Below are 21,392 nucleotides of genomic sequence, written 5' to 3'. Positions count from 1 at the left end.
ACTACTTCGAGTACAGGGACTCGATCGTATCCATGTAGCGGGTGGCAATCGGGGTTCGCCTGAGTTTGCCGGTGGCGGTCAGTACATCGCTGCCGGGCTCCCATACTTCGGGCAGCACACGATATTTCTTGATCTGCTCGACGCGGGAGAGCTTGCTGTTGGCCGCCGCGACGCCCTGTTCGATCGCCGCGAGCACCTGCGGATTCTTCGCCAGCTCGGCGACCGTGGTTGCGGCCGACTGGTTGCGTCGCGCGAACGCGGCAGCCAGATCGGGGTCGAGGCAGATCAGCGCTGTGTTGTAGGGCCGCTGCTCGCCGATCACCACAACCGTGCCCGCCAGCGGGCAGTTCTCGGTAATGGTGTTCTCGATATTGGACGGCGACATGTTCTTGCCCGCCGCGTTGATGATGAGTTCCTTCTTGCGATCGATGATCGAGAGGTAGCCGTCGGCGTCGATGGTGCCGATGTCGCCGGTGTGCAGCCAGCCCTCGGCATCCACGGTCTCCGCGGTCTTCTCCGGGGCGTTGCGATAGCCGCGCATCACCATCTTGCCGCGGATCAGCACCTCGCCGTCGTCGCCGAGCTTCACCTCCGCGCCGGGCAGCGGCGTGCCGACGGTGCCGATCTTGACCCGGTCCGGTCCGTTCAGCGTGGCGCCCGCGGTGCATTCGGTCATGCCGTACCCCTCACACAACGGCAGACCGAGACCGAGGAAGAATTCGTGCACCTCCGGCGGGATGGCCACCGATCCGGTGACCGCGGCGCGCACCCGATCCAAGCCGAGGCGCTCGCGGATGGGTGCGAGCACGAGCCGTTCGGCGAGCTGGTACTGGAGTCGGTCGAGCGGGCCGAGGGTTCGGCCGTCGGACGCCGTGCGCGCCTTCGCGCGGCCGACGCCGACCGCCCACCGCACGAGACGACGCTTGATCGGGCTCTCGGCGGCGAAGCGATCCTCCAACGCACCTTTGACTTTCACCCACACGCGCGGGACGCCGAGGAAGACCGTCGGATGCACCTCGGCGAGGGCCTCCGCCACCTTCTTGAAATCGGCGACGGTGGTGATCTCGCCGCCCTCGAGCATGGTCAGGTAGTGCGCGAACCACCGGTTGGCGGCGTGCGCGTCGGGTAGGTAGGAGATCACCCGGTCATCTGGTCCGCCGCCGCCGAATTGTTCGATGATCCTGGCATTTTCGATGAAGTTGGTGTGCGTTAGCTCGACACCCTTGGGTGGGCCGGTGGTGCCCGAGGTGTAGACGATGGTGAGCAGATCGTCGGGTTTCACGGCCTGCCAGGTGGTTTCGAAGTCGAAGTCCTCGAGTGGAGTTGCCTCCACGGCCGCCAGGGCCACCGTGCCTTCCGGTGCCTCGTCGACGCAGATCACGTGCTCGACCCGATTGCCCTGCTCGGCTGCCTTGGCCACGGCCTCGAGAATCTGCGGTACGAACTGACGCTCACAGATCACCGCCTTGTTGCCCGCGTTGCCGAATTGGTAGGCGAGCAGGTCGACGGGGTTGGTGTTGTACACCGAGAACGGGGTGCCGCCCGCGTGCAGAACTGCGGTGTCGCACAGATGGAACTCGGGGCGGTTGGTCATCATCAGCGCGACCGTGTCGCCGGGCCGCACGCCAAGACCGGCCAGCCCGGCGGCGATGGCGCGCACTCGATCGGCATAGTCACGCCAGGTGAGCGCGACTCCGCCGCCCATGGTGCGCAACGCGATCGCGTCCGGATACTTCGTGGCAGTCGTCTGGAATGCCGCACACAGTGTGTCCGGACGGGCCGCGCCCGCCGGGACTGTCGATGAATCCAAGACCCAACCTTCTGCTCACAATTGGTCCAGGTCATACCGTCGTCCTGGCGCCGCGGTCGACCTCAATGTCATCTCTCACCTCACCGCATGAACCGGCGGCGGCGGTAGCGGCAAACGCGCAGACTGTCGCCCGCAGTCTTGTGCACTCGACCAAATTCGTTCGCTCGACGACTCGATTTCTCCCCGGTCATCTCAGGACCGTGAACTGGTTCACGTCCACGATGACAAACGGCGCGCGCATCGGTGTCACCTTCGCCTCCCGCCGTGACAGTTTCAGCCACAGCCCGGCCACGATCGCGGACGCTGCACCGGCAGGGGTGGCGCGGACAGTGCCGCGGCGGCGCTCGGGGCGAAGTGAACTACGGGCGGTGTAGTTCCACCGCTAGCGCGAGCAATTCGGCCATGTGATCGCCATCGGTGCGTGCGAGTCGGATTGCCTCGGAGATCGGGAATGCGCGCACTTCGAGGATGGTTTCGGCATCGTCGGGATTGCTCGGAGCCGACTCGATGACTACGTCGGCGGCGCACCACAGCCAGGCCTTGTGCGGGTGCGGCTGCCAATCACGATAGGGCGCAGGATGGTCGGTGGTCGCGTAGTGGGCGCCCAGCCACCGCACGGGACCGACCGGGCGGGCGCCCGCCTCCTCGAGCAGCTCACGCCGCAGGCAGTCGTCGATGCTCTCGCCCGCCTCGCGGGTGCCGCCCGGGACGAGCCACACGTCACGATCGTCGCGGCACAGGACGATCTCGTCGCCGATGAAACAGACGACGTGGACGTTGGTGACGAGTTCGTCGGGCGGCGGGTCGGTAGCGAACCGGACGTCCAAACCGCCCCACTCCCAGCGGGCGGGCTTGTGTAGCAAGGGATACCGGTCGGCGAGCGTCACATCGACGACGGTAGCCACTCTGAGCCGGTTTTCCGACTTGTGGAGTCGCCGCGCCCTCGAGTCGTCCACTACAACGGATAACGGCACATGTCACCGCTCACGAGTAAGGGTGCGGTAGCTGGCATTCCACAGCCACTCCACCGGTCCCCGCTCGAAGCGGCGCAGCCAGAGGTGCGCGAAGCCGACGATGATCAGCGCGACCACCAGGTAGGTGCCGACGGTGAACGGAACGCGGGCATCGGGGGACACCCGGGCCGCGAGCCCGAAACCCCAGCCGTAGCAGAGGATCGACCCCACCAGGTTCTGCAGGATGTAGCAGCTTAGTGCGGTCCGGCCGACCTCGGTGAGGCGGCGGCCGAAGAACCCGACACGCGGGCGGCGCAGGTAGAACTCGGCCACCAGGGCCAGGATGCCGAACGCGACGAACGGTGCCGTGCCGTATCGGGTGAACAGCAGCATGTCTCCACCACCGAGGACACCGACGATCAGATCGAGGGGGGCGGCAACCGCGAGCCCGGCGATCATGAGCCGCTTGCGGATTCGCGCGCCCTCCAGTCGGAATACTCCGGCGCGGAACAGTCGCGCACCGGTCAGGAACAGCGCGATCGACATGGGGAACACGAAGACTGTCTCGATGCGGAACGCGCCCGCGTTCTCCAGCCGGAACAGCACCAGATCCCAGAATGTCCCGTCGGCATAGGGATTCGGATCCAGCGATTCCTGCGGAGCCGAATCCTGCCGCGAGTCGAACGCCATGGCGACCGCGATCAGCGTCAACATCGTTACGTGGATGCTCGCCGCGATGATCAGCCAACGACGTTGCGCGCGTTCACTTGTCGCGAGGATGAAGGCGACGATCAGTCCGGTGGCCGCGTACCCCATGAGGACGTCGAACTCAGCGATGAACAAGAAGTTCAACAGGCCGTCCAGCAGTAGCAGCCCGGCCCGCCACGGATAGTTGCCCGGCCAGCGGCGGCCTCCCCGCGCAGCCGAACCCTGCTGGATGGCAAGCCCGATGCCGAACATGATGGTGAGCAGCCCGAGGAACTTTCCCTGCGCCACCTGCTGCATGACCCGCTCGGCCCACATCCAGCCGGTCGCGTCGGAGCCCAACTCGTCGACATAGCCGAGGAGGCCTTCGGCATTGGTGAGAATCCAGATGTTCGTGCCGAGCGTGCCGAGGATGGCGATACCGCGCAGCACGTCCAACGCGATGAGTCGCGATGGTGCGGCGGTGGTTGATGCGGTGTCCGGCTCGTCCGGTTTATGGTGCCGCCCCGCGGTATCGAGCTGGGAATCGGCGATCGATTCGGTCATGGTCCGAATATCCCGTCCGCCCCGGCCTGCACGGATCCTCCGGAAGTACTACCCACGGTATGAGATTGAGGTCCGTCGGATGGTCGATGCCGCCGGTCGCGCCGAGCCGCGGCAGAGCGTCGCTCCGGCGGTGGCCTCGCCCGCGCGCGGCCGAGCGTGGGGCTGCGGACGGACTGTGTCCGACGGCGCCCATTAGGCTCGTCGTATGCAGCGCATTATCGGCATCGAGGTCGAATACGGCATCTCCACTCCTACCGAGCCGTCCGCCAACCCGATCCTCACCTCCACCCAGGCGGTACTCGCCTATGCGGCGGCGGAGGGTGTGCCGCGCGCCAAGCGAACTCGTTGGGACTACGAGGTGGAGTCGCCGCTGCGCGATGCCCGCGGCTTCGATTTGAGTCGGATGAACGGCCCGGCGCCGGTGATCGACGCCGATGAGGTCGGCGCGGCGAACATGATCCTCACCAACGGCGCCCGCCTGTATGTCGACCACGCGCATCCCGAGTACTCCGCCCCCGAGGTCGTCGACCCGATCGACGCGGTGATCTGGGACAAAGCAGGCGAGCGCGTGATGGAGGCGGCGGCACGGCACGCGTCGAGCGTGCCGGGCGCCCCGCGGCTGCAGCTGTACAAGAACAATGTCGACGGCAAGGGCGCCTCCTACGGCACCCACGAGAACTACCTGATGAGCCGCGACACCCCGTTCAACCAGATCATCGTCGGCCTCACCCCGTTCTTCGTTTCGCGTCAGGTCATCACGGGCTCCGGCCGCGTCGGCATCGGCCAGTCCGGTGACCACGCCGGGTTCCAGCTGTCCCAGCGTGCCGACTACATCGAGGTCGAGGTCGGTCTGGAGACCACCCTCAAGCGCGGCATCATCAACACGCGCGACGAGCCGCACGCGGACGCCGACAAGTACCGCAGGCTGCATGTCATCATCGGCGACGCCAACCTGGCCGAAATGTCCACCTACCTCAAGGTCGGCACCACCGCGCTGGTGCTCGATCTGATCGAGGCGGGTGAAGATCTGTCGGACCTGCAGCTGGCCCGCCCGGTCACCGCGGTGCACCAGATCTCGCACGACCCCACGCTGCGCGCGACGGTGGCGCTCACCGACGGCCGCGAGCTCACCGGGCTGGCGTTGCAGCGCATCTACCTGGACCGGGTGGAGAAGTACGTGGCACGCACCGCCAACGACGATCCGCGGGTGCGCGACATCATCGAGAACTGGGCGATGGTGCTGGACCTGCTGGAACGCGATCCGATGGATTGCGCCGACCTGCTCGACTGGCCCGCCAAGCTGCGCCTGCTCGAGGGCATGCGCAAGCGTGAGGGCCTGAGCTGGGCCGCCCCCAAACTGCACCTGATGGACCTGCAGTACTCCGATGTGCGGCTGGACAAGGGGCTCTACAACCGTCTCGTTGCACGCGGGTCGATGAAGCGACTTGTCACCGAGCAGCAGATTCTCGATGCGATGACCAAGCCGCCGACCGACACCCGCGCCTACTTCCGCGGCGAGTGCCTGCGGCGTTTCGGCGCCGATATCGCTGCCGCGAGCTGGGATTCGGTGATCTTCGATCTGGGTGGCGATTCGCTGGTGCGCATCCCGACGCTCGAGCCACGGCGCGGTACAAAGGCGCACGTCGGCAAGCTGCTGGACGGCGTGAACACCGCCGCCGAACTTGTCGAACAGCTGACGACCTGAGCTCCATAGGGTGTCGACTCGGCCGCACATCGGCTCGGAATACGACACCGTGTCGGTGTCGCTGGGTAGTGTTGTAGGACGAGCACGGACATTGCTCATGATCAGGGCCGTGCTCGGACCATGAGCCCTGGTCATGATGAGGACAGAGGAGGTCGGCTGCCATGGCACAAGAGCAGACCAAGCGCGCCGGGGGCGGCGACGAGGATGAGGGGCCGGAGGGCGTAGACGCCGCCGGACAGGAGCGCCGCGAGAAGCTGGCGGAGGAGACCGACGACCTGCTCGACGAGATCGATGATGTGCTCGAGGAGAACGCGGAAGACTTCGTTCGTGCGTACGTGCAGAAGGGCGGCCAGTGACAGCAGGTGACCCGTTGCGTCTCCACCCGGGACACGCTCTCTCGTCATTCACCGAACACCTGCGCATGCACGCACCGGAACTGTTGCCAGGCAACAGATTCGCCGCGATAGAAGGTGCCACCGGAATGTCCGGTGGCACCGCCGCGAAGGACCTGGCTCCGCACGGAACCACCATCGTCGCGGTCTCCTATCGCGGTGGCGTGCTGATCGCCGGTGATCGGCGGGCCACCATGGGAAACCTGTTGGCCAGCAGGGACATGGAGAAGGTGTACATCACCGACACCTACTCGGCGGCAGGCATCGCGGGGACCGCGGGCATGGCGATCGAGATGGTGCGGCTTTTCGCGGTGGAGCTCGAGTACTACGAGAAGATCGAGGGCGTCTCGCTGACGTTCGACGGTAAAGCGAACAAGCTCTCGAAGATGGTGCGGGACAATCTGCCCGCGGCGCTTCAGGGCCTTGCGGTGGTGCCGGTACTGGTCGGCTACGACGAGTACGCCACCGATCCGGACAAAGCGGGCCGCATCGTTTCCTACGATGTGGTCGGCGGTCGGAGCGAGGAACGCTTCGGCTACACCGCGGTCGGTTCCGGTTCGAATTTCGCCAAGTCGTCGCTGAAGAAGCTGTACGCCAAGGGAATCGACGAGGATCGCGCGCTGCGCATCGCCGTGGAGTCGCTCTTCGACGCGGCCGACGACGACACTGCCACCGGCGGTCCGGACATCGTGCGCGGCATCTATCCGACAGCGATCGTCGTCAACGACGAGGGTGCCGATCTGGTGACGGAGGAGCGCTTGGCGGAGATCGCTCGCGGGATCGCCGCCGACCGCGAGGCCGCCGAAGAAGGGAGTGCTCGAGCATGACACTGCCGTATTACGCGTCGGCCGAACAGATCATGCGCGACAAGACCGAACTTGCGCGCAAGGGCATCGGTCGTGGTCGCAGTGTCATCGTGTTGGTGTACGACAAGGGTGTGCTGTTCGTCGCCGAGAACCCGTCGGCGACGCTGCACAAGGTGAGTGAACTGTACGACCGCGTCGGATTCGCCGCGGTGGGCAAGTACAACGAGTTCGAGGCGCTGCGCCGCGGCGGCATCCTGCAGGCCGATCTGAAGGGTTATCAGTACGACCGGCGCGATGTCACCGGTCGCGGCCTGGCCAATGCCTACGCGCAAACCCTCGGCACTATCTTCACCGATCAGCTCAAGCCGTACGAGGTGGAGATCTGTGTGGCCGAGGTGGGGTATCCGGAGCAGACGCCGACCTCGGTGCTGTACCGGATCACCTTCGACGGGTCGATCGTCGACGAGCGCGAATACGTGGTGATGGGCGGTACGACCGAGCCGATCCTCACCGCGTTGAAGGCGTCCTACCAGCCCGGCCTCGACCTGTCCTCCGCCGTCGGAGTGGCCGTCAAGGCGCTGACGGCCGGGGTGCCGGAGGGCGCGGACAAGGAAAAGCGCGTGCTCGGGGTGAGCACGCTCGAGGTCGCCACGTTGGAGCAGGCGCGGCCGCGACGGGCGTTCCGTCGGGTCTCGGATACCGCCCTGGAGCAGCTGCTGGCCGGCAGTAAGTCGGGCAGCAAGAGCAAGGCCGCCGCGGCTACCGCCGCGGCGGAAGCGGAGGATGCTCCGAAGTCGGAGTAAATGTCGCCCCATGCGGTTGCGAGGCCCCCGGTGTTCCGTCCCACGGAGCGCCGGGGGCCTCGGTCGTAGCCGATACTTTTCCGGCTAATGTTGCGTCGACATGCAGAATCGTTGTGAAGACGTATGCATCCGGGTTGTCCGCAGCTCCACGCGAGTACATGACATGGCTGTAATGTCGATAGTGTGCAGCGACGAATCATGGGGATCGAGACCGAATTCGGTGTGACGTGCACCTTCCACGGACACCGCCGGCTCAGTCCTGACGAGGTAGCCCGGTATTTGTTCCGACGGGTAGTTTCCTGGGGCCGAAGCTCGAACGTGTTCCTCCGCAACGGTGCTCGGCTCTATCTCGATGTCGGGTCGCATCCGGAGTACGCGACGGCCGAATGCGACAACCTGGCGCAGCTGGTCACCCATGACAGGGCGGGTGAGCGGGTGCTGGAGGAGCTGTTGATCGACGCCGAGCAGCGCCTCGCGGAGGAGGGTATCGGCGGCGATATCTACCTGTTCAAGAACAACACCGATTCGGCGGGTAATTCCTATGGTTGCCACGAGAACTTCCTCGTGGTGCGGGCCGGTGAATTCTCCAGGATCTCCGACGTCCTGCTGCCTTTCCTGGTCACTCGCCAGCTGATCTGTGGCGCGGGCAAGATCCTGCAGACACCCAAAGCGGCCACGTTCTGCCTGTCGCAGCGCGCCGAGCACATCTGGGAGGGCGTGTCCTCGGCGACCACGCGTTCCCGGCCGATTATCAACACCCGCGACGAGCCGCACGCGGACGCGGAGAAATACCGCCGTCTGCACGTGATCGTCGGCGACTCGAACATGTCCGAGACCACCACCATGCTCAAGGTCGGCACGGCCTCGCTGGTGCTGGAAATGATCGAGGCGGGCGTCTCGTTCCGCGACTTCGCCCTGGACAACCCGATCCGCGCCATCCGTGAGGTGAGCCACGACCTGACCGGCAAACGCCCGGTGCGGCTGGCCGGCGGCAGGCAGGCCAGTGCACTGGACATCCAGCGCGAGTACTACGCACGCGCCGTCGAGCACCTGCGCAACCGCGACCGCGACCCGTATGTCGACCAGGTCGTCGACCTGTGGGGTCGGACCCTGGACGCGGTCGAGGCGCAGGACTTCGCGAAGGTCGACACCGAGATCGACTGGGTGATCAAGCGCAAGCTGTTCCAGCGTTACCAGGACCGCTACGGCATGGAGCTGTCGGATCCGAAGATCGCCCAGCTGGATCTGGCCTACCACGACATCAAGCGTGGCCGCGGCGTCTTCGACCTGCTGCAGCGCAAGGGTCTGGCCAAGCGGATCACCGAGGACGAGGCCGTGGATGCCGCGGTCGACACCCCGCCGCAGACCACAAGGGCCAAGCTGCGCGGCGACTTCATCACCGCAGCGCAGGAGGCGGGCCGCGACTTCACCGTCGACTGGGTGCACCTGAAGCTGAACGACCAGGCCCAGCGCACCGTGCTGTGCAAGGACCCGTTCCGCTCGGTCGACGAGCGCGTCGACCGGCTCATCGCGTCGATGTAGCGAGCATCTCCACACCGGGCTCTGGTTCGTCACGACGAACCGGGGCCCGCTGTGGTGTACGCGAGAACCTCTGTTGCCGAAGCGAATAGGTCCCGAATGTGCGTCCTATGACTCCGCCAGGTACCGCTCGACGGTCTCGACTTTCGCGGTCATCGCGTCGGTGACGCCGGGCCGGATGTCGGCCTTGATCACCAGGCTGCACCGAGGCGCGACCGCGAGGATGGCGTCGGTGGCCTGCCTCACCACACCCATCACCTCGTCCCATTCGCCCTCGATCGTGGTGAACATGGCGTCGGTGCGGTTCGGCAGTCCGCTGGCCCGGACCACCCGGACCGCTTCGGCGACGGCACGGCCGACGTCGACGCCGGCGCCGAGCGGGGTCACGGAGAAGGCGACGATCATCCGGTAAGTGTGACATGTCCGTAGCGCGTGAATAGTGCGCCGCCGCGCCGTTCTTCGGCCCCGCCCATTACCCTGTTCGGGTGGCGATATCCAAGGTCGAGCGGCTGATGAATCTGGTCATCGCGCTGCTGTCGACCCGGCAGTTCTTGACCGCGGAGCGGATTCGGGACAGTGTCGCCGGCTACGAGGAGTCGGTCAGCGACGAGGCGTTCAGCCGGATGTTCGAGCGGGACAAGAACGAGCTGCGCGACCTGGGCATTCCGCTCGAGGTCGGGCCGGTGAGCCGGTACTCCACGATGGAGGGTTACCGGATCAACCGTGACGCCTACGAGCTGCCCGAGATCGACCTGAGCAGCGAGGAGGCTGCCGCGGTCGCGGTCGCCGTGCAGATGTGGGAATCGCCGGAGCTCGCGGCCGCCGCCGAGGGTGCGCTGCTCAAGCTGCGTGCGGCCGGGATCCACGTCGAAACCGATGCCGCTGTGGCCTCGGTGCCCGCGGTGCCGGCGCGCACGCGAGGTTCGGAGCCGGTTCTCGGCAAACTGCTGACGGCCATCGATGCGGGGCAGGCGGTGCGGTTCGAACACCGTGGCGCCGTCAACGCGCCCTATCTCATGCGTGACGTGGAGCCGTGGGGCGTGGTGACCCACCACGGTCGCTGGTACCTCGTCGGCCACGATCGGGACCGGGACGCGGTGCGCAGCTTCCGGCTGTCGCGGATCGGTGACGACGTGACCGCCTATGGTCCGCCGAACGCGGTCAGCAAGCCGGACGGGGTGGACCTGCGCGCGATCGTCGACACCGTCACCGGCAGTGCCCCGGTGACCGGCTCGGCCACGGTGTGGGTGGCCGACGACCATGGCAGGGAAATCCGCAGACTCGGCCGGATCACCGGCGAACGAACGATCGGCGCTCGTCATGGTGTGGTGGTCGAGCTGCCCATCCGCTCTCGCGACTGGCTGGCCCGGTTGATCACCGGGCTCGGACCGGATGCGGTGGTGCTCACACCGGAGGAGTTGCGCGCCGATGTCGTCGCGAGACTACGCTCGGTCTTCGATCGCACGGAGGTTACCGCGTGACTTCGCGTTTGTCCGTTCGGCTTTCGCGATTGCTGAACATGATCCCGTACTTCATCGCCCACCCCGGCATCAGCGCCGCCGAGGCGGCCGTCGATCTCGGCGTCACCACCAAACAGCTGATGGGTGACCTGAATCAGCTGTGGATGTGCGGGCTGCCCGGCTACGGACCCGGTGACCTGATCGACCTGTCGTTCTCCGAGGAGAGCATCGAGGTCACCTTCTCGGCGGGGATCGACCGACCGTTGCGACTGACCTCCACCGAGGCGACAGCGCTGCTGGTGGCGTTGCGCTCGATCGTGGATATGCCGGGCATGGTCGATCCGACCGCGGCGCACGCGGCGATCGCGAAGATCGAGTCGGCCATCTCCAACGGCGGATCCGCCGAAGGGGCAGGGTCGGTGGAGTCCTCGACCGCGCCGGTCGAGGCTCCCGCGGTGGCGACGGTGCGCTCGGCGCTGGCCCGCCAGCGCGCGCTGCGGCTGGTCTACTACTCGGCCAGTCGCGATGTGGTGTCCGAACGGGTCGTCGATCCCATTCGGATCGTCTTGGTGGACAACAACAGTTATCTGCAGGCGTGGTGCAGGCAGGCCGAAGGGGTGCGGCTGTTCCGCTTCGACCGGATCGAGGCCGCCACCGAACTCGATGAGCCTGCGCGCCCGCCGAGCCACGCGACCGAGGAGTCCGCCGCGCTCGACCTGTTCCAGGACGATCCCGCGGTTCCGTTGGCCCGCTTGCGGATTGGCGGCGACTACGGCTGGGTGCTCGACCAATATCCGATGCATCGGCTGGCCGTGCATCCCGACGGCAGCCTGGAGGTGACCATGCGGTTCGCCACCCTGGACTGGATGGCTCGGCTGCTGCTCGGCTTCGGCTCCGGCGTCACCGTGCTCGGCCCGCCGGAGCTGGTCGCCGCGGTGCGCGAACGCTCGAATGCCGCGCTCGCGGCGTACGACGAGGTTGAACTAGAGGAAGCTGGGCCGGCGTGACCTGTCACGTAATGGTGCTCGGTGCCGGGAGTATCGGCACTTTCGTCGGCGGCAAGCTGGCGGCCGCCGGCGCGGACGTGACGTTCGTCGGCAGGCGTCGCGCGCTGGATGAGATCACCGCGTCCGGGCTACGCCTGACCGATCTCGACGGCGGTGCGGACGTGGTCGCCGCAGACGGGTTCCGCGTCGCCACCGAACCGGAGGACGTCGGGTCGGCGGATCTGGTGCTCGTCGCGGTGAAATCGGCGGCGACCTCCGAGGCCGTGCGCGAGCTGGCCGGCAAGATCCGCCCCGGCACCGTGGTGTTGAGCCTGCAGAACGGGATCGGCAACGATGCGGTGATCCGGGATGTCCTGCCCACCTGCGTGGTGCTGGCGGGCATGGTGATGTTCAACGTCGTCCATCACGCGGACGGCCGCTTCCATCGCGGCACCGACGGCGGGCTCTCGGTGCAGGAGGATCCGGCGCTGGAGCCGTTCGTCGAGGTCTTCGCGCGGGCCGGGCTGCCGCTGCGTCGGCATTCTGACCTGCTGCCGGTGCAGTGGGCCAAGTTGCTGCTCAATCTCAACAATCCCATCAACGCCCTGTCCGGAAGACCGCTGCGCGAGGAACTGGCCGACCGGAATTACCGACGCTGCCTGGCGCTCACCCAGAGCGAAGCGCTCGCCGCGATGAACAGAGCACGAATTCGCCCGGCCCGGCTGACGCCACTGCCGCCGCGGCTGATGGCCCGGCTGCTGACCGTTCCGGATGGGATCTTCCGCCGGGTTGCGGGCCAGGTGCTGGCGATCGACCCGGTCGCGCGTTCATCAATGGCCGACGATCTCGCGCTCGGCCGCAAGACCGAAATCTCCTGGCTGTGCGGCGAAATTGTGAGCCTCGGCGCCATGGTCGGGGCACCGACGCCGGTGAATCAACGACTGATCGAATTGATCGTGGCCGCCGAACACGGCGATAGCCGCACCTGGACTGGTCCGGAACTGCTGGAACAGCTGCGGGCGGCGGCCGCCACCGGCCGGGGTTGAACGCCCGGCAAACGAGTACCGACGTGGGCGTTCGCCCATGTCATGGTCCGGTAGCATCGGAGCTACCACATTCTTGGGAGGTTAACCATGGGCAGTCTGAGCATCTGGCACTGGCTGATCATTGCCGGGCTCTTCGTGATGTTCTTCGGCGCGAAGCGGATGCCCGACGCCGCCCGCAGCCTGGGTCGGTCGTTGCGCATCTTCAAGAGCGAGGTCAGCCAGATGCAGAGCGAGAGCACCACCCCGGCAAACGCGGCACCGGTTCAGCAACCGGTCCAGGAACTGCAGCAGGCACCCGTCGCCCAGCCGCAGGCGACGATCGTCCAGCCGCAGGCGACCGTAGCGGAGCCCCAGGCCCAGCCGAAGTCGCTCTGAGTCGAGCTTCAGTGCCGGGGTGAGTCGAACTCGCTCCGGGCATAGCGCTGTTGCCCGCCGAATCGCCGGCACCGCCGCCGACGCGGGCACATCCAACCCAGGGGCCAACACACCACCATGCGAATCCCGTTCGATCCTCGGCACAGCAAGCGCAGGACGAATCCCGACGGCACCATGTCGTTGGTCGAGCATCTGCAAGAGCTGCGCAGCCGACTACTGATTTCGATCGCCGCGGTCCTGCTGACCACGATGTTCGGTTTCTTCTGGTATTCGCACACGATCTTCGGCATCGAGAGCCTCGGCGATGTCCTGCTCGGGCCGTACTGTTCGCTGCCCGCGTCCTCGCGGGCCTCGCTCACACCGGACGGCGCCTGCCGGTTGCTGGCGACGGCCCCGTTCGAGCAGTTCATGCTGCGTTTGAAGGTGGGCATGACGGCGGGCGTCGTGCTGGCCGCGCCGATCTGGCTGTACCAGTTGTGGGCGTTCATCACCCCCGGTCTGTACGCGAAGGAGCGCAAGTACGCGGTCGGCTTCGTCACGTCGGGCTCCGTGCTGTTCGCGACGGGCGCCGTATTGGCGTATGTCGTTGTCGCCCACGCGTTGAGCTTCCTGCTCAGCATCGGCAACAACGCGCAGATCACGGCGTTGAGCGGTTCGCAGTACTTCGGGTTCATCATCCAGCTGCTGATCATCTTCGGCATCAGCTTCGAAACACCGTTGCTGGTCATCGGATTGAACATGGTCGGGGTGCTGAGCTACGCGCGGCTGAAGTCCTCGCGGCGTGGAATCATCTTCGGGCTCTTCGTCTTTGCGGCCATTGTTACCCCGCAGGATCCCTTCTCGATGCTGGCCCTCGCCCTCGCGCTGACCGTCCTGTTCGAGGTGGCCGTGCAGTTCGCGCGGATCAACGACCGCCGCCGTGCCCGTAAGGAAGCCGAATCTTTGGCGGCGCTCTCGGATGAGGAAGCATCCTCACTGAGCGGTCCCGAGCCGATCCGGCCCTCGGAATCCATCGTCGAACCGCCGGAGAAATCCGCGCGACCGATGTCGGACTACTCCGATACCCTCTGACGGTGTCATATCACCGGTCGCAGGTAGGCGAGCTGGCAAAGTTTTCTGCCGAGCTGAGTTTCACCCTGGATCCATTCCAGCGCAACGCCTGTGCGGCTCTCGAGGGCGGGCACGGCGTGCTGGTGTGCGCGCCGACCGGTGCGGGCAAGACCGTCGTCGGTGAGTTCGCCGTGCATCTGGCCCTGGCTGCGGGCGGAAAGTGCTTCTACACCACGCCGATCAAGGCGTTGTCCAACCAGAAGTTCGCCGATCTCACCGAACGGCACGGCCGTGATCAGGTGGGTTTGCTCACCGGTGACCAGTCGATCAATCCGGATGCGCCGGTGGTGGTGATGACCACCGAGGTGTTGCGCAACATGCTCTACGCCTCCTCGGACGCGCTGCGCGGGCTGGCCTTCGTGGTGATGGACGAGGTGCACTACCTCGCCGACCGATTCCGTGGCGCGGTGTGGGAAGAGGTCATCCTGCATCTGCCGCCCGACGTGCGGCTGGTCAGCCTGTCCGCGACGGTCAGCAATGCCGAGGAATTCGGCGCGTGGATGGAGACCGTGCGCGGCGACACCGCCGTGGTGGTCGACGAGACGCGCCCGGTGCCGCTGTGGCAGCACGTGATGGTCGGGCGTCGGATGTTCGATCTGTTCGACACCGATTCCAGCGACCAGAAGATCCTCGTCGACGAAGACCTGGTCCGCTACATCCGGCAGCGCGAGTCCGCGGACCGGATGAACGGCTGGGGTGGACCGCGCAACGGTCGGGGCGGACCGCGTCGGGACTTCCGCCCGCTGCCGCGGCCCGAGGTGCTCGCCAAGCTCGACGAGGAAGGGCTGCTGCCCGCGATCACCTTCATCTTCAGCAGGGCGGGCTGCGACGGTGCGCTCGCGCAGTGCCTGCGGTCGCGGCTGGACCTGAGCCGCGACGACGAGACCGAGGCTATCGACGCCATTATCGAGAAGCACACCGGAGATCTGCCGAAGGACGATCTCGAGGTGCTCGGTTACTGGGAGTGGCGCGAGGCGCTGCATCGCGGCCTGGCCGCGCACCACGCGGGCATGCTGCCCGCCTTCCGGCACACCGTCGAGGAACTGTTCGTGCGGGGGCTGGTGCGGGCCGTATTCGCTACGGAGACGCTGGCATTGGGCATCAACATGCCCGCGCGCACTGTGGTGCTGGAGCGCCTCGTCAAGTACAACGGTGAGTCGCACGCCGAGCTCACCCCGGGCGAATACACCCAGCTGACCGGCCGTGCGGGCCGGCGCGGCATCGACGTCGAGGGCCACGCGGTGGTGCTGTGGCAGCCGGAGGTCGATGCCAGCGCGGTGGCCGGTCTCGCGTCGACGCGGACCTATCCGCTGCGCAGTTCATTCCGGCCCGGCTACAACATGTCGATCAATCTGATCGATCGGATGGGCGCCGACGAGGCGCGTGCCCTGCTCGAGCGCTCGTTCGCGCAGTTCCAGGCCGACCGTTCGGTGGTGGGGCTGGTGCGCGGCATCGAGCGCAACGAAGATCAATTGCGCAAGCTGCGCACGCAGCTCGGCGGCGCGGATGGTGAGTTCCTCGAATACATTTCGCTGCGCGAGCGGATCAAGCAGCGGGAACGGCAGATCGAACAGCAGAGCCGCTCCGACCGCCGCGGTGCCGCGGTGAGTTCGCTGACGTCCCTGCGCCGCGGTGATGTGGTGGCGATTCCGTCCGGGCGCCGCGCCGGGCTCGCGGTCATCCTGGAGCCGGACGCCACGCCGGGCGACCCGCGCCCACTGGTGCTCACCGAGGACAAATGGGCGGGCCGGGTATCGGTGGCCGATTTCCCGGTGCCCGCGAAGGCGCTCGGCCACATGAGGTTGCCCCGCCGGGTCGATCACCGTACCGCGAGTACTCGCCGTGATCTGGCCTCGGCGCTGCGCAGCACCGGAATCTCGGTGCCGGGTCGGCAGCGGCGTGGCCAGCGATCCAAAGCGGCCGACGATCGGGAATTGGATACGCTGCGGCGCAGCCTGCGTTCGCATCCGGCGCACACCCGGTCCGATCGCGAGCAGATGAGCCGGGTCGGCGAGCGCTACAACCGGTTGGCTCGCGAGACCGAGACAATGCGCCAGAAGGTTGCCGCGACGACGAACTCGCTGGCCCGCACCTTCGACCGGATCCTTGCGCTGCTGGAGGAGCGTGGGTTCGTGCATGAGGGTGAGGTGACCGCGGAGGGTCGCAGGCTGGCCAGGATCTACGCGGAAAGTGACTTGCTCGTCGCCGAATGCCTGCGCCAGGGGCTGTGGCGTGGACTCGGGCCCGCCGAATTGGCTGCCGTGGTGTCCATCCTGGTGTACGAATCACGCCAGGAGGGTGGATATCTCGGCGCGAGCGGACCGACGGAGCCGATCCGGCGGGCGGTCGGCGGCACTGTCGAGGTGTGGACGCAACTGCGTTCCGACGAGGCGCGGCACAAGCTGCAGCCGACCAGGGAACCGGATCTCGGGTTCGTCACCGGTGTCTACAAATGGGCGCGCGGCGACGGGTTGGCCGAGTCGTTGCTGGCCAGCGGCGATCGGGGCACCGCGCTGTCCGCGGGCGATTTCGTGCGCTGGTGCAGGCAGGTGATCGACTTGCTCGATCAGATCCACGGCACCGCCGACGATCCGGTGATCGCCGGGACCGCGGCGAAGGCGGTGCGCGCAATCCGACGGGGTGTCGTTGCGGTGGACGCGGCGTAGCCGATTCGATTGTGATTTGATTTCTTTCGCGTACCGACCGTGGCGGAGGAGTCGGACAGGATCGGTTCGGAAATGGGATTGGTCCTGTTCTGCGACGAGTCTCACGCGGGGGGCTACCGTATGTACAACGATGCGAGTGGAGGCAAGCAGATGAGCGGCCCGTACGGACCGAACGACGCCCCTGGTCCCGGGGAGGGACGCAACGACCCCACCCAGCAGTGGGGCGGACAGCAGACACCCGGTGGCTCGTCGCCGTCGCCGTGGGGTGGTCAGCCACAGACGCCGCAGACTGCGCCGCCGACCCAGCAGTGGGGCGATCAGCCGCCGGCACCGCAGTCGCAGTGGGGTCAGCAGCCGCCCAGCCAGCCGAATCAGCCGCAGTGGGGTCAGCAGCCCAGCCAGCCGAGCCAGCCGCAGTGGGGTCAGCAGCCGCCCAGCCAGCCCAGTCAGCCGCAGTGGGGTCAGCAGCCCAGCCAGCCGCCGCAGCAGGACTGGGGTCAGCAGGGCCAGCAGCCGCAGTGGGGTCAGCAGGGTCAGCAGCCACAATGGGGGCAGGCTCAGCAGATCCCGACGCAGAGCGGCGGTAAGGGCAAAGGCCTTTTCATCGGCCTAGGTGTTGGTGCGCTCCTCGTGCTCGGCGCCATCGTCGCCCTGGTCCTTGTGCTGACCAGCAAGGATGAGCTGGACAACGCCGCAGTTCAGGACGGCGTCACGAAGGTGCTCTCGGATTCCTACGGCATCCAGGACGTCGCCGACGTGTCCTGCCCCGCCGGCCAGAAGGTCGAGGTCGACGCGACCTTTACCTGCAGCCTGAAGGTCAGCGGTGAGCAGAAGAAGGTCACCGTCAAGATCACCAAGGACGACGGCACCTACGAGGTCGGCCGCCCCAACTGACTCGGATACCGGGACGCCCGCGTTGCGGCGCGGGCGTCCGGTGCGTTTGTCGGAGCGGAATTCCGCCGGGCGCTGCGCTGGGCTGACACTGTGCCGAGGTCACCCAGATCCGCGCGCTTGGTGCGGCACCTGGAGGCATGACGTCGTGGTCGGCGCGGTGCCCACCTCAGGAAGAGTGGGCCACGGTCATCGCGGTGATCAAGCGTGCGATGGGACTTTCGGCATTGAATGCGCTGGCCAGCTCGCGCAAGCGATCCGGGTCGGCCGGAGTTGCGGGAAGTGTATCCGGGCGGGACAGTTCGACCTCCGCGTCGCACACCACCCGGACCACCGGGGCGGCGGCTTTCAGGTAAGTCTCGGCGGCCCGCAGCTTGGCGCGCACAGTCTGTGAAAGATCCGCTGCCGGATCGTCCACGGCGGCTTGCAGCGCCTCGAGTGAACCGAAGCGGGAGATCAATACCGCGGCGGACTTGTCGCCGATTCCCGCGACCCCGGGCAGGCCATCCGACGCGTCACCGCGCAGCGTGGCCATGTCTGCGTAGGCCCGTCCGGCATTCGCGACGGGCACACCGTATTTCGCGGCCACTTCGGCGGGGCCGAACAGTTCGGCCTTGGCCAGTCCGCGACCCGCGTAGAGCACCCGGACCGGCGGCGCAGGCTCGTCGCGTACCAACTGCAAAAGGTCACGATCACCGCTGACGACCACCACCGAGTCGGTGCGCTCCTGGGTGGCCAGTGTCCCGAGCACGTCGTCGGCTTCCAGCCCGTCCGCGCCACCGGTGGCGATTCCGGCCGCTGCGAGCACCTCGAGAATCATCTCGACCTGCGGGGTGAGCCGATCCGGTACCTCCTCGGCGCCCGGCGCGGCGCCTGCCGAGCTGTCGAGCCGGTGCGCCTTGTACGACGGCACCAACTCCACCCGGAACGTCGGCCGCCAATTCAGATCGAGGCAGACAACCAGCCTGCTCGGCGAATGCTTGGTGATGAGCGACGCGACCATGTCGGTGAAACCGCGCACCGCATTCACCGAACGACCGTCGGGAGCGGCGATCTTCTCGGGGATCGCATGGAACGCGCGGAACCATAGGCTCGCTCCATCGAGCAACAGCAGGGGTCCACCGGAAGTCGCGGCTGAAGTCACCCAGGTGAGGCTACCTGCCCGCCCCGGCAAGTCTCGGTGATTGCGTCACGGACTCGACCTCTGGCCGACGAACCGGGTCGTGGCCGCCGACTCGATGCGTGGTGACGGGCGCCGGAAGGCTGCTCGGGTGCTCGCGTTCGGCTCGCGGGGTGTTCGGTGTCGGCGTTGGGTGCTTGCTCGATGTTCGGTGACCAGGTCTCGGCGACGGAAGCCTGTAGGTCAGTCGGCTCGGGGTTCGGCGTTGGTCGCACAGGCGACGGCCGAGCAGGGCAGTGCGTCGAGCGCCGAGGTGCGGCGAGCCTTCGTCATCTATGGCGGTGCTGATCGACGAACGGTGTTGGGCGGCCACAGGTCATGCCCCATCGTGTGCGGCGGCCGCTGTTGCTGAAACAGGGTATTCGGGTTGTCGGGCAGCGGCGGCGGGTAACGTCGAGGGGTATGAGCTCGCACACGGAGTCACGATTCGCGGCGGACGTCTACGGTAATCGGCTCGAGCGGGCCGTGCAGCTGATGCGGGCTGCTCATCTGGATGCCCTGCTGATCACACCGGGACCGGATTTGCGGTACTTGATCGGGTCGGCGGCCGAATCCTTCGAACGGCTCACCTGTCTGGTGATCCCGTCCGACGGTGCTACTCCCTCGGTGGTGATCCCGAAGCTGGAGCTGGCGGCACTGGAGGCTTCGGCGGCGGGCGATCTCGGCCTGCATGTGCTGGACTGGGTCGACGGCACCGATCCGTATCAGGTGGTGAAGTCGGCGCTGCATGTCGGTTCTCGCGTCGCCGTCACCGATGCCATGCCCGCGCTGCACCTGCTGCCGCTGGCGGAATCCTTTAGCGGCCTGCCGGTTTCGGCTACCCCCGTGCTGCGCGAAATGCGCATGATCAAAGATGCCGCCGAGATCGACGCGCTGCGCAGGGCCGGTGCCGCGATCGACCGGGTGCACGCACGGATGGGCGAGTGGCTGCGAGCCGGGCGGACCGAGGCGGCGGTGCGCGCCGACATCGCGGCCGCGATCGTCGAGGAGGGCCACACCGCTGCCGCGTTCGTCATCGTGGGCAGCGGCCCGCACGGCGCGGACCCGCACCACGAGGTATCGCAGCGGGTAATCGAGCCCGGCGATGTGGTCGTGATCGATATCGGCGGCCCCGTCGAGCCCGGCTACTTCTCCGACTCGACCCGCACCTACGTGCTCGGCGACCCGACAGCGGAAGTGGCCGCACAATTCGCGGAGTTGGAACAGGCCCAGGCCGCCGCCGTCGCCGCCGTTCGCCCCGGCGTCACCGCGGAGTCGGTCGACGCGGCGGCGCGAAACCCGTTGACCGCCGCCGGTTTCGGCCCCGCCTTCGTGCACCGCACCGGCCACGGCATCGGCCTGTCCGTCCATGAGGAGCCCTACATCGTCGCGGGCAACGACCTGATCCTGCAGCCCGGCATGGCATTCAGCATCGAGCCCGGCATCTACTTCCGCGGCGACTGGGGCGCCCGAATCGAAGACATTGTCGTGGTCACCGAGGACGGCTGCGAGTCGATGAACAACCGCCCACACGGCCTGACAGTGTTGTAAGGCCGCAGCGGCGCGGTGCCTCCGCCGGCGGTCGTTGGCGTGCTGTTCGACTACATCCGCCCGCCGTGGCGTCGTACCAAGGCCAGCGGTCGAAAGTGCGCTGCTCGCCGACACCCGCCGTGGGGCGTGGTGCCTCGGTTGGCGGTCGTTGGCGTGCTGTTCGACGACACTCGCCGCAGTGGCGTCCTACCTCAGCTGGCGGTCGTAAGGGTGCTGCTCGACAACACCCGCTGTACCTGAATCGCGATCACCACACGCGTCGGGTTCTCCCGAGGCACTCGGTAGCGGCCCGCGTAGCGATCGACCGCCTCGGCGACGCTTTCCGGATCGTCGAGGACAGCTGCGGGCCCTTCGAGCGTGAGCCAGCGAATACCGTCCACCTGGCTGACAGCCGCGTACCCGGACCGGCGCACATTCCGCACTTTCACTGATCCGTCATTGGTGATGACCCGCGCGATCCCGGCCTCGGGATCCCAGGTGAACCCGACCGCGACAACGTGCGGCGTGCCATCGGCGCGCAACGTGGTCAATGTCGCAAGGTGCCGCTCGGTGACGAAATCGAGCGCGGTCGGGGACAGCTGCGTTGTGCTGATCGGCATGCCCCGACCGTAGTCGTGATTGATACTCGAGCCGGTAGCGCCTGTCCGACCGCCGAACTCGGCCTCAATCCGGGTCGGCGCTGCACCGCCCTAAACATGTCGGCGTGTGGTCCGCGTCGACTGGTGAGGCACGACGCTGGCGGGATGGTCGGCATGGTCACAGGCGGCTCAGTGTCCGGCATGTCGCTGCTGGTTGTGTTCAGCAGATTGGACGTGGACGTCTTGACTCCAGTCGCAGGGCGAAGCTCGCTGCGGCTCGATAGCGTCGTCGGCGCACATAGCTGCTGGTC

Annotated in this window: 19 protein-coding genes; 13 read left to right on the top strand and 6 right to left on the bottom strand. The window is 66.9% G+C overall.

What is annotated here, in order from left to right:
* Position 1: 1 nt before the first annotated feature.
* The 3 genes from ACFQZZ_RS16770 to ACFQZZ_RS16760 all read right to left on the bottom strand — a co-directional run bounded on the left by ACFQZZ_RS16770 (position 2) and on the right by ACFQZZ_RS16760 (position 4,014).
* Entirely contained in the window at positions 2-1,810 is a 1,809-nt protein-coding gene (locus tag ACFQZZ_RS16770; RefSeq protein WP_378680904.1) for an AMP-dependent synthetase/ligase, read from the bottom strand.
* Positions 1,811-2,169: 359 nt separating this feature from the next.
* A complete protein-coding gene (locus ACFQZZ_RS16765) occupies positions 2,170-2,697 on the bottom strand; it encodes an NUDIX domain-containing protein (RefSeq protein ID WP_378680902.1) in 528 nt (175 codons plus the stop codon).
* 90 nt (positions 2,698-2,787) lie between these two features.
* Entirely contained in the window at positions 2,788-4,014 is a 1,227-nt protein-coding gene (locus ACFQZZ_RS16760) for a DUF418 domain-containing protein (protein ID WP_378680899.1), read from the bottom strand.
* 205 nt (positions 4,015-4,219) lie between these two features.
* On the opposite strand from ACFQZZ_RS16760, the gene dop reads away from it, so the two are divergent.
* From dop to pafA, 5 genes are all read left to right on the top strand, one after another.
* Positions 4,220-5,719 (top strand): depupylase/deamidase Dop, encoded by a 1,500-nt coding sequence (dop, locus tag ACFQZZ_RS16755; protein WP_378680896.1) that lies wholly within the window; start codon positions 4,220-4,222, stop codon positions 5,717-5,719.
* A gap of 161 nt (positions 5,720-5,880) precedes the next feature.
* Positions 5,881-6,075: a ubiquitin-like protein Pup gene (locus ACFQZZ_RS16750; RefSeq protein ID WP_019047503.1), complete on the top strand. Its 195-nt coding sequence runs from the start codon at positions 5,881-5,883 to the stop codon at positions 6,073-6,075.
* Positions 6,072-6,938 carry a proteasome subunit beta gene (gene prcB, locus ACFQZZ_RS16745; RefSeq protein ID WP_378680893.1) on the top strand — a complete coding sequence of 289 codons (867 nt, stop codon included), beginning with the start codon at positions 6,072-6,074 and terminating at the stop codon, positions 6,936-6,938. The genes ACFQZZ_RS16750 and prcB overlap by 4 nt, the downstream gene beginning before the upstream one ends.
* On the top strand, positions 6,935-7,720 hold the full coding sequence (prcA, locus tag ACFQZZ_RS16740) for a proteasome subunit alpha (protein WP_378680890.1): 786 nt from the start codon (positions 6,935-6,937) through the stop codon (positions 7,718-7,720). The genes prcB and prcA overlap by 4 nt, the downstream gene beginning before the upstream one ends.
* A gap of 183 nt (positions 7,721-7,903) precedes the next feature.
* A complete protein-coding gene (pafA, locus tag ACFQZZ_RS16735) occupies positions 7,904-9,262 on the top strand; it encodes a Pup--protein ligase (RefSeq protein ID WP_378680888.1) in 1,359 nt (452 codons plus the stop codon).
* Positions 9,263-9,367: 105 nt separating this feature from the next.
* Here the strand turns inward: pafA and ACFQZZ_RS16730 are convergent, their stop codons facing one another.
* Positions 9,368-9,664 (bottom strand): MTH1187 family thiamine-binding protein, encoded by a 297-nt coding sequence (locus ACFQZZ_RS16730; RefSeq protein ID WP_378680885.1) that lies wholly within the window; start codon positions 9,662-9,664, stop codon positions 9,368-9,370.
* Positions 9,665-9,744: 80 nt separating this feature from the next.
* On the opposite strand from ACFQZZ_RS16730, the gene ACFQZZ_RS16725 reads away from it, so the two are divergent.
* The 7 genes from ACFQZZ_RS16725 (at position 9,745) to ACFQZZ_RS16695 (ending at position 17,796) form a co-directional block, all read left to right on the top strand.
* Positions 9,745-10,740, top strand: coding sequence for a helix-turn-helix transcriptional regulator (locus ACFQZZ_RS16725; RefSeq protein WP_378680882.1), 996 nt, complete (start codon positions 9,745-9,747; stop codon positions 10,738-10,740).
* On the top strand, positions 10,737-11,726 hold the full coding sequence (locus ACFQZZ_RS16720; protein ID WP_378680879.1) for a helix-turn-helix transcriptional regulator: 990 nt from the start codon (positions 10,737-10,739) through the stop codon (positions 11,724-11,726). The genes ACFQZZ_RS16725 and ACFQZZ_RS16720 overlap by 4 nt, the downstream gene beginning before the upstream one ends.
* A gap of 11 nt (positions 11,727-11,737) precedes the next feature.
* Positions 11,738-12,751, top strand: a complete 1,014-nt coding sequence (locus ACFQZZ_RS16715; protein ID WP_378681834.1) for a 2-dehydropantoate 2-reductase — start codon at positions 11,738-11,740, stop codon at positions 12,749-12,751.
* Positions 12,752-12,838: 87 nt separating this feature from the next.
* A complete protein-coding gene (tatA, locus tag ACFQZZ_RS16710) occupies positions 12,839-13,126 on the top strand; it encodes a Sec-independent protein translocase subunit TatA (protein WP_378680876.1) in 288 nt (95 codons plus the stop codon).
* 117 nt (positions 13,127-13,243) lie between these two features.
* Entirely contained in the window at positions 13,244-14,197 is a 954-nt protein-coding gene (gene tatC / locus ACFQZZ_RS16705; RefSeq protein ID WP_378680873.1) for a twin-arginine translocase subunit TatC, read from the top strand.
* A 2-nt stretch (positions 14,198-14,199) separates the two neighbouring features.
* Positions 14,200-16,902, top strand: coding sequence for a DEAD/DEAH box helicase (locus ACFQZZ_RS16700; protein WP_378680870.1), 2,703 nt, complete (start codon positions 14,200-14,202; stop codon positions 16,900-16,902).
* Between the two features lie 150 nt (positions 16,903-17,052).
* Positions 17,053-17,796, top strand: a complete 744-nt coding sequence (locus tag ACFQZZ_RS16695) for a DUF4333 domain-containing protein (protein ID WP_378680867.1) — start codon at positions 17,053-17,055, stop codon at positions 17,794-17,796.
* A 166-nt stretch (positions 17,797-17,962) separates the two neighbouring features.
* On the opposite strand, the gene ACFQZZ_RS16690 is transcribed toward ACFQZZ_RS16695, so the two are convergent.
* Positions 17,963-18,937: a 5'-3' exonuclease H3TH domain-containing protein gene (locus ACFQZZ_RS16690; RefSeq protein WP_378680864.1), complete on the bottom strand. Its 975-nt coding sequence runs from the start codon at positions 18,935-18,937 to the stop codon at positions 17,963-17,965.
* A gap of 438 nt (positions 18,938-19,375) precedes the next feature.
* Between ACFQZZ_RS16690 and ACFQZZ_RS16685 the strand changes: the two genes are divergently transcribed.
* Entirely contained in the window at positions 19,376-20,503 is a 1,128-nt protein-coding gene (locus ACFQZZ_RS16685) for a M24 family metallopeptidase (RefSeq protein WP_378680861.1), read from the top strand.
* 191 nt (positions 20,504-20,694) lie between these two features.
* Here ACFQZZ_RS16685 and ACFQZZ_RS16680 read toward each other — a convergent pair whose 3' ends face one another.
* The gene (locus ACFQZZ_RS16680) at positions 20,695-21,102 is read right to left on the bottom strand and encodes a PPOX class F420-dependent oxidoreductase (RefSeq protein WP_378680857.1); all 408 of its coding nucleotides are present in this window, start codon (positions 21,100-21,102) and stop codon (positions 20,695-20,697) included.
* Positions 21,103-21,392: the final 290 nt, after the last annotated feature.

Source organism: Nocardia sp. GCM10030253, from assembly GCF_042675075.1.
GTDB lineage: Bacteria > Actinomycetota > Actinomycetes > Mycobacteriales > Mycobacteriaceae > Nocardia.
The sequence above is the reverse complement of the archived record's forward strand: the minus strand, read 5'-3'. Positions and strand labels throughout refer to the sequence as shown.

Coding starts and splice junctions, on each gene's coding strand:
- ACFQZZ_RS16680 (WP_378680857.1), bottom strand. CDS start 21,102: ATGCCGATCAGCACAACGCAGCTGTCCCCGACCGCGCTCGATTTCGTC.
- ACFQZZ_RS16750 (WP_019047503.1), top strand. CDS start 5,881: ATGGCACAAGAGCAGACCAAGCGCGCCGGGGGCGGCGACGAGGATGAG.
- ACFQZZ_RS16715 (WP_378681834.1), top strand. CDS start 11,738: ATGGTGCTCGGTGCCGGGAGTATCGGCACTTTCGTCGGCGGCAAGCTG.
- tatA (WP_378680876.1), top strand. CDS start 12,839: ATGGGCAGTCTGAGCATCTGGCACTGGCTGATCATTGCCGGGCTCTTC.
- dop (WP_378680896.1), top strand. CDS start 4,220: ATGCAGCGCATTATCGGCATCGAGGTCGAATACGGCATCTCCACTCCT.
- tatC (WP_378680873.1), top strand. CDS start 13,244: ATGCGAATCCCGTTCGATCCTCGGCACAGCAAGCGCAGGACGAATCCC.
- prcA (WP_378680890.1), top strand. CDS start 6,935: ATGACACTGCCGTATTACGCGTCGGCCGAACAGATCATGCGCGACAAG.
- ACFQZZ_RS16730 (WP_378680885.1), bottom strand. CDS start 9,664: ATGATCGTCGCCTTCTCCGTGACCCCGCTCGGCGCCGGCGTCGACGTC.
- ACFQZZ_RS16685 (WP_378680861.1), top strand. CDS start 19,376: ATGAGCTCGCACACGGAGTCACGATTCGCGGCGGACGTCTACGGTAAT.
- ACFQZZ_RS16760 (WP_378680899.1), bottom strand. CDS start 4,014: ATGACCGAATCGATCGCCGATTCCCAGCTCGATACCGCGGGGCGGCAC.
- ACFQZZ_RS16695 (WP_378680867.1), top strand. CDS start 17,053: ATGAGCGGCCCGTACGGACCGAACGACGCCCCTGGTCCCGGGGAGGGA.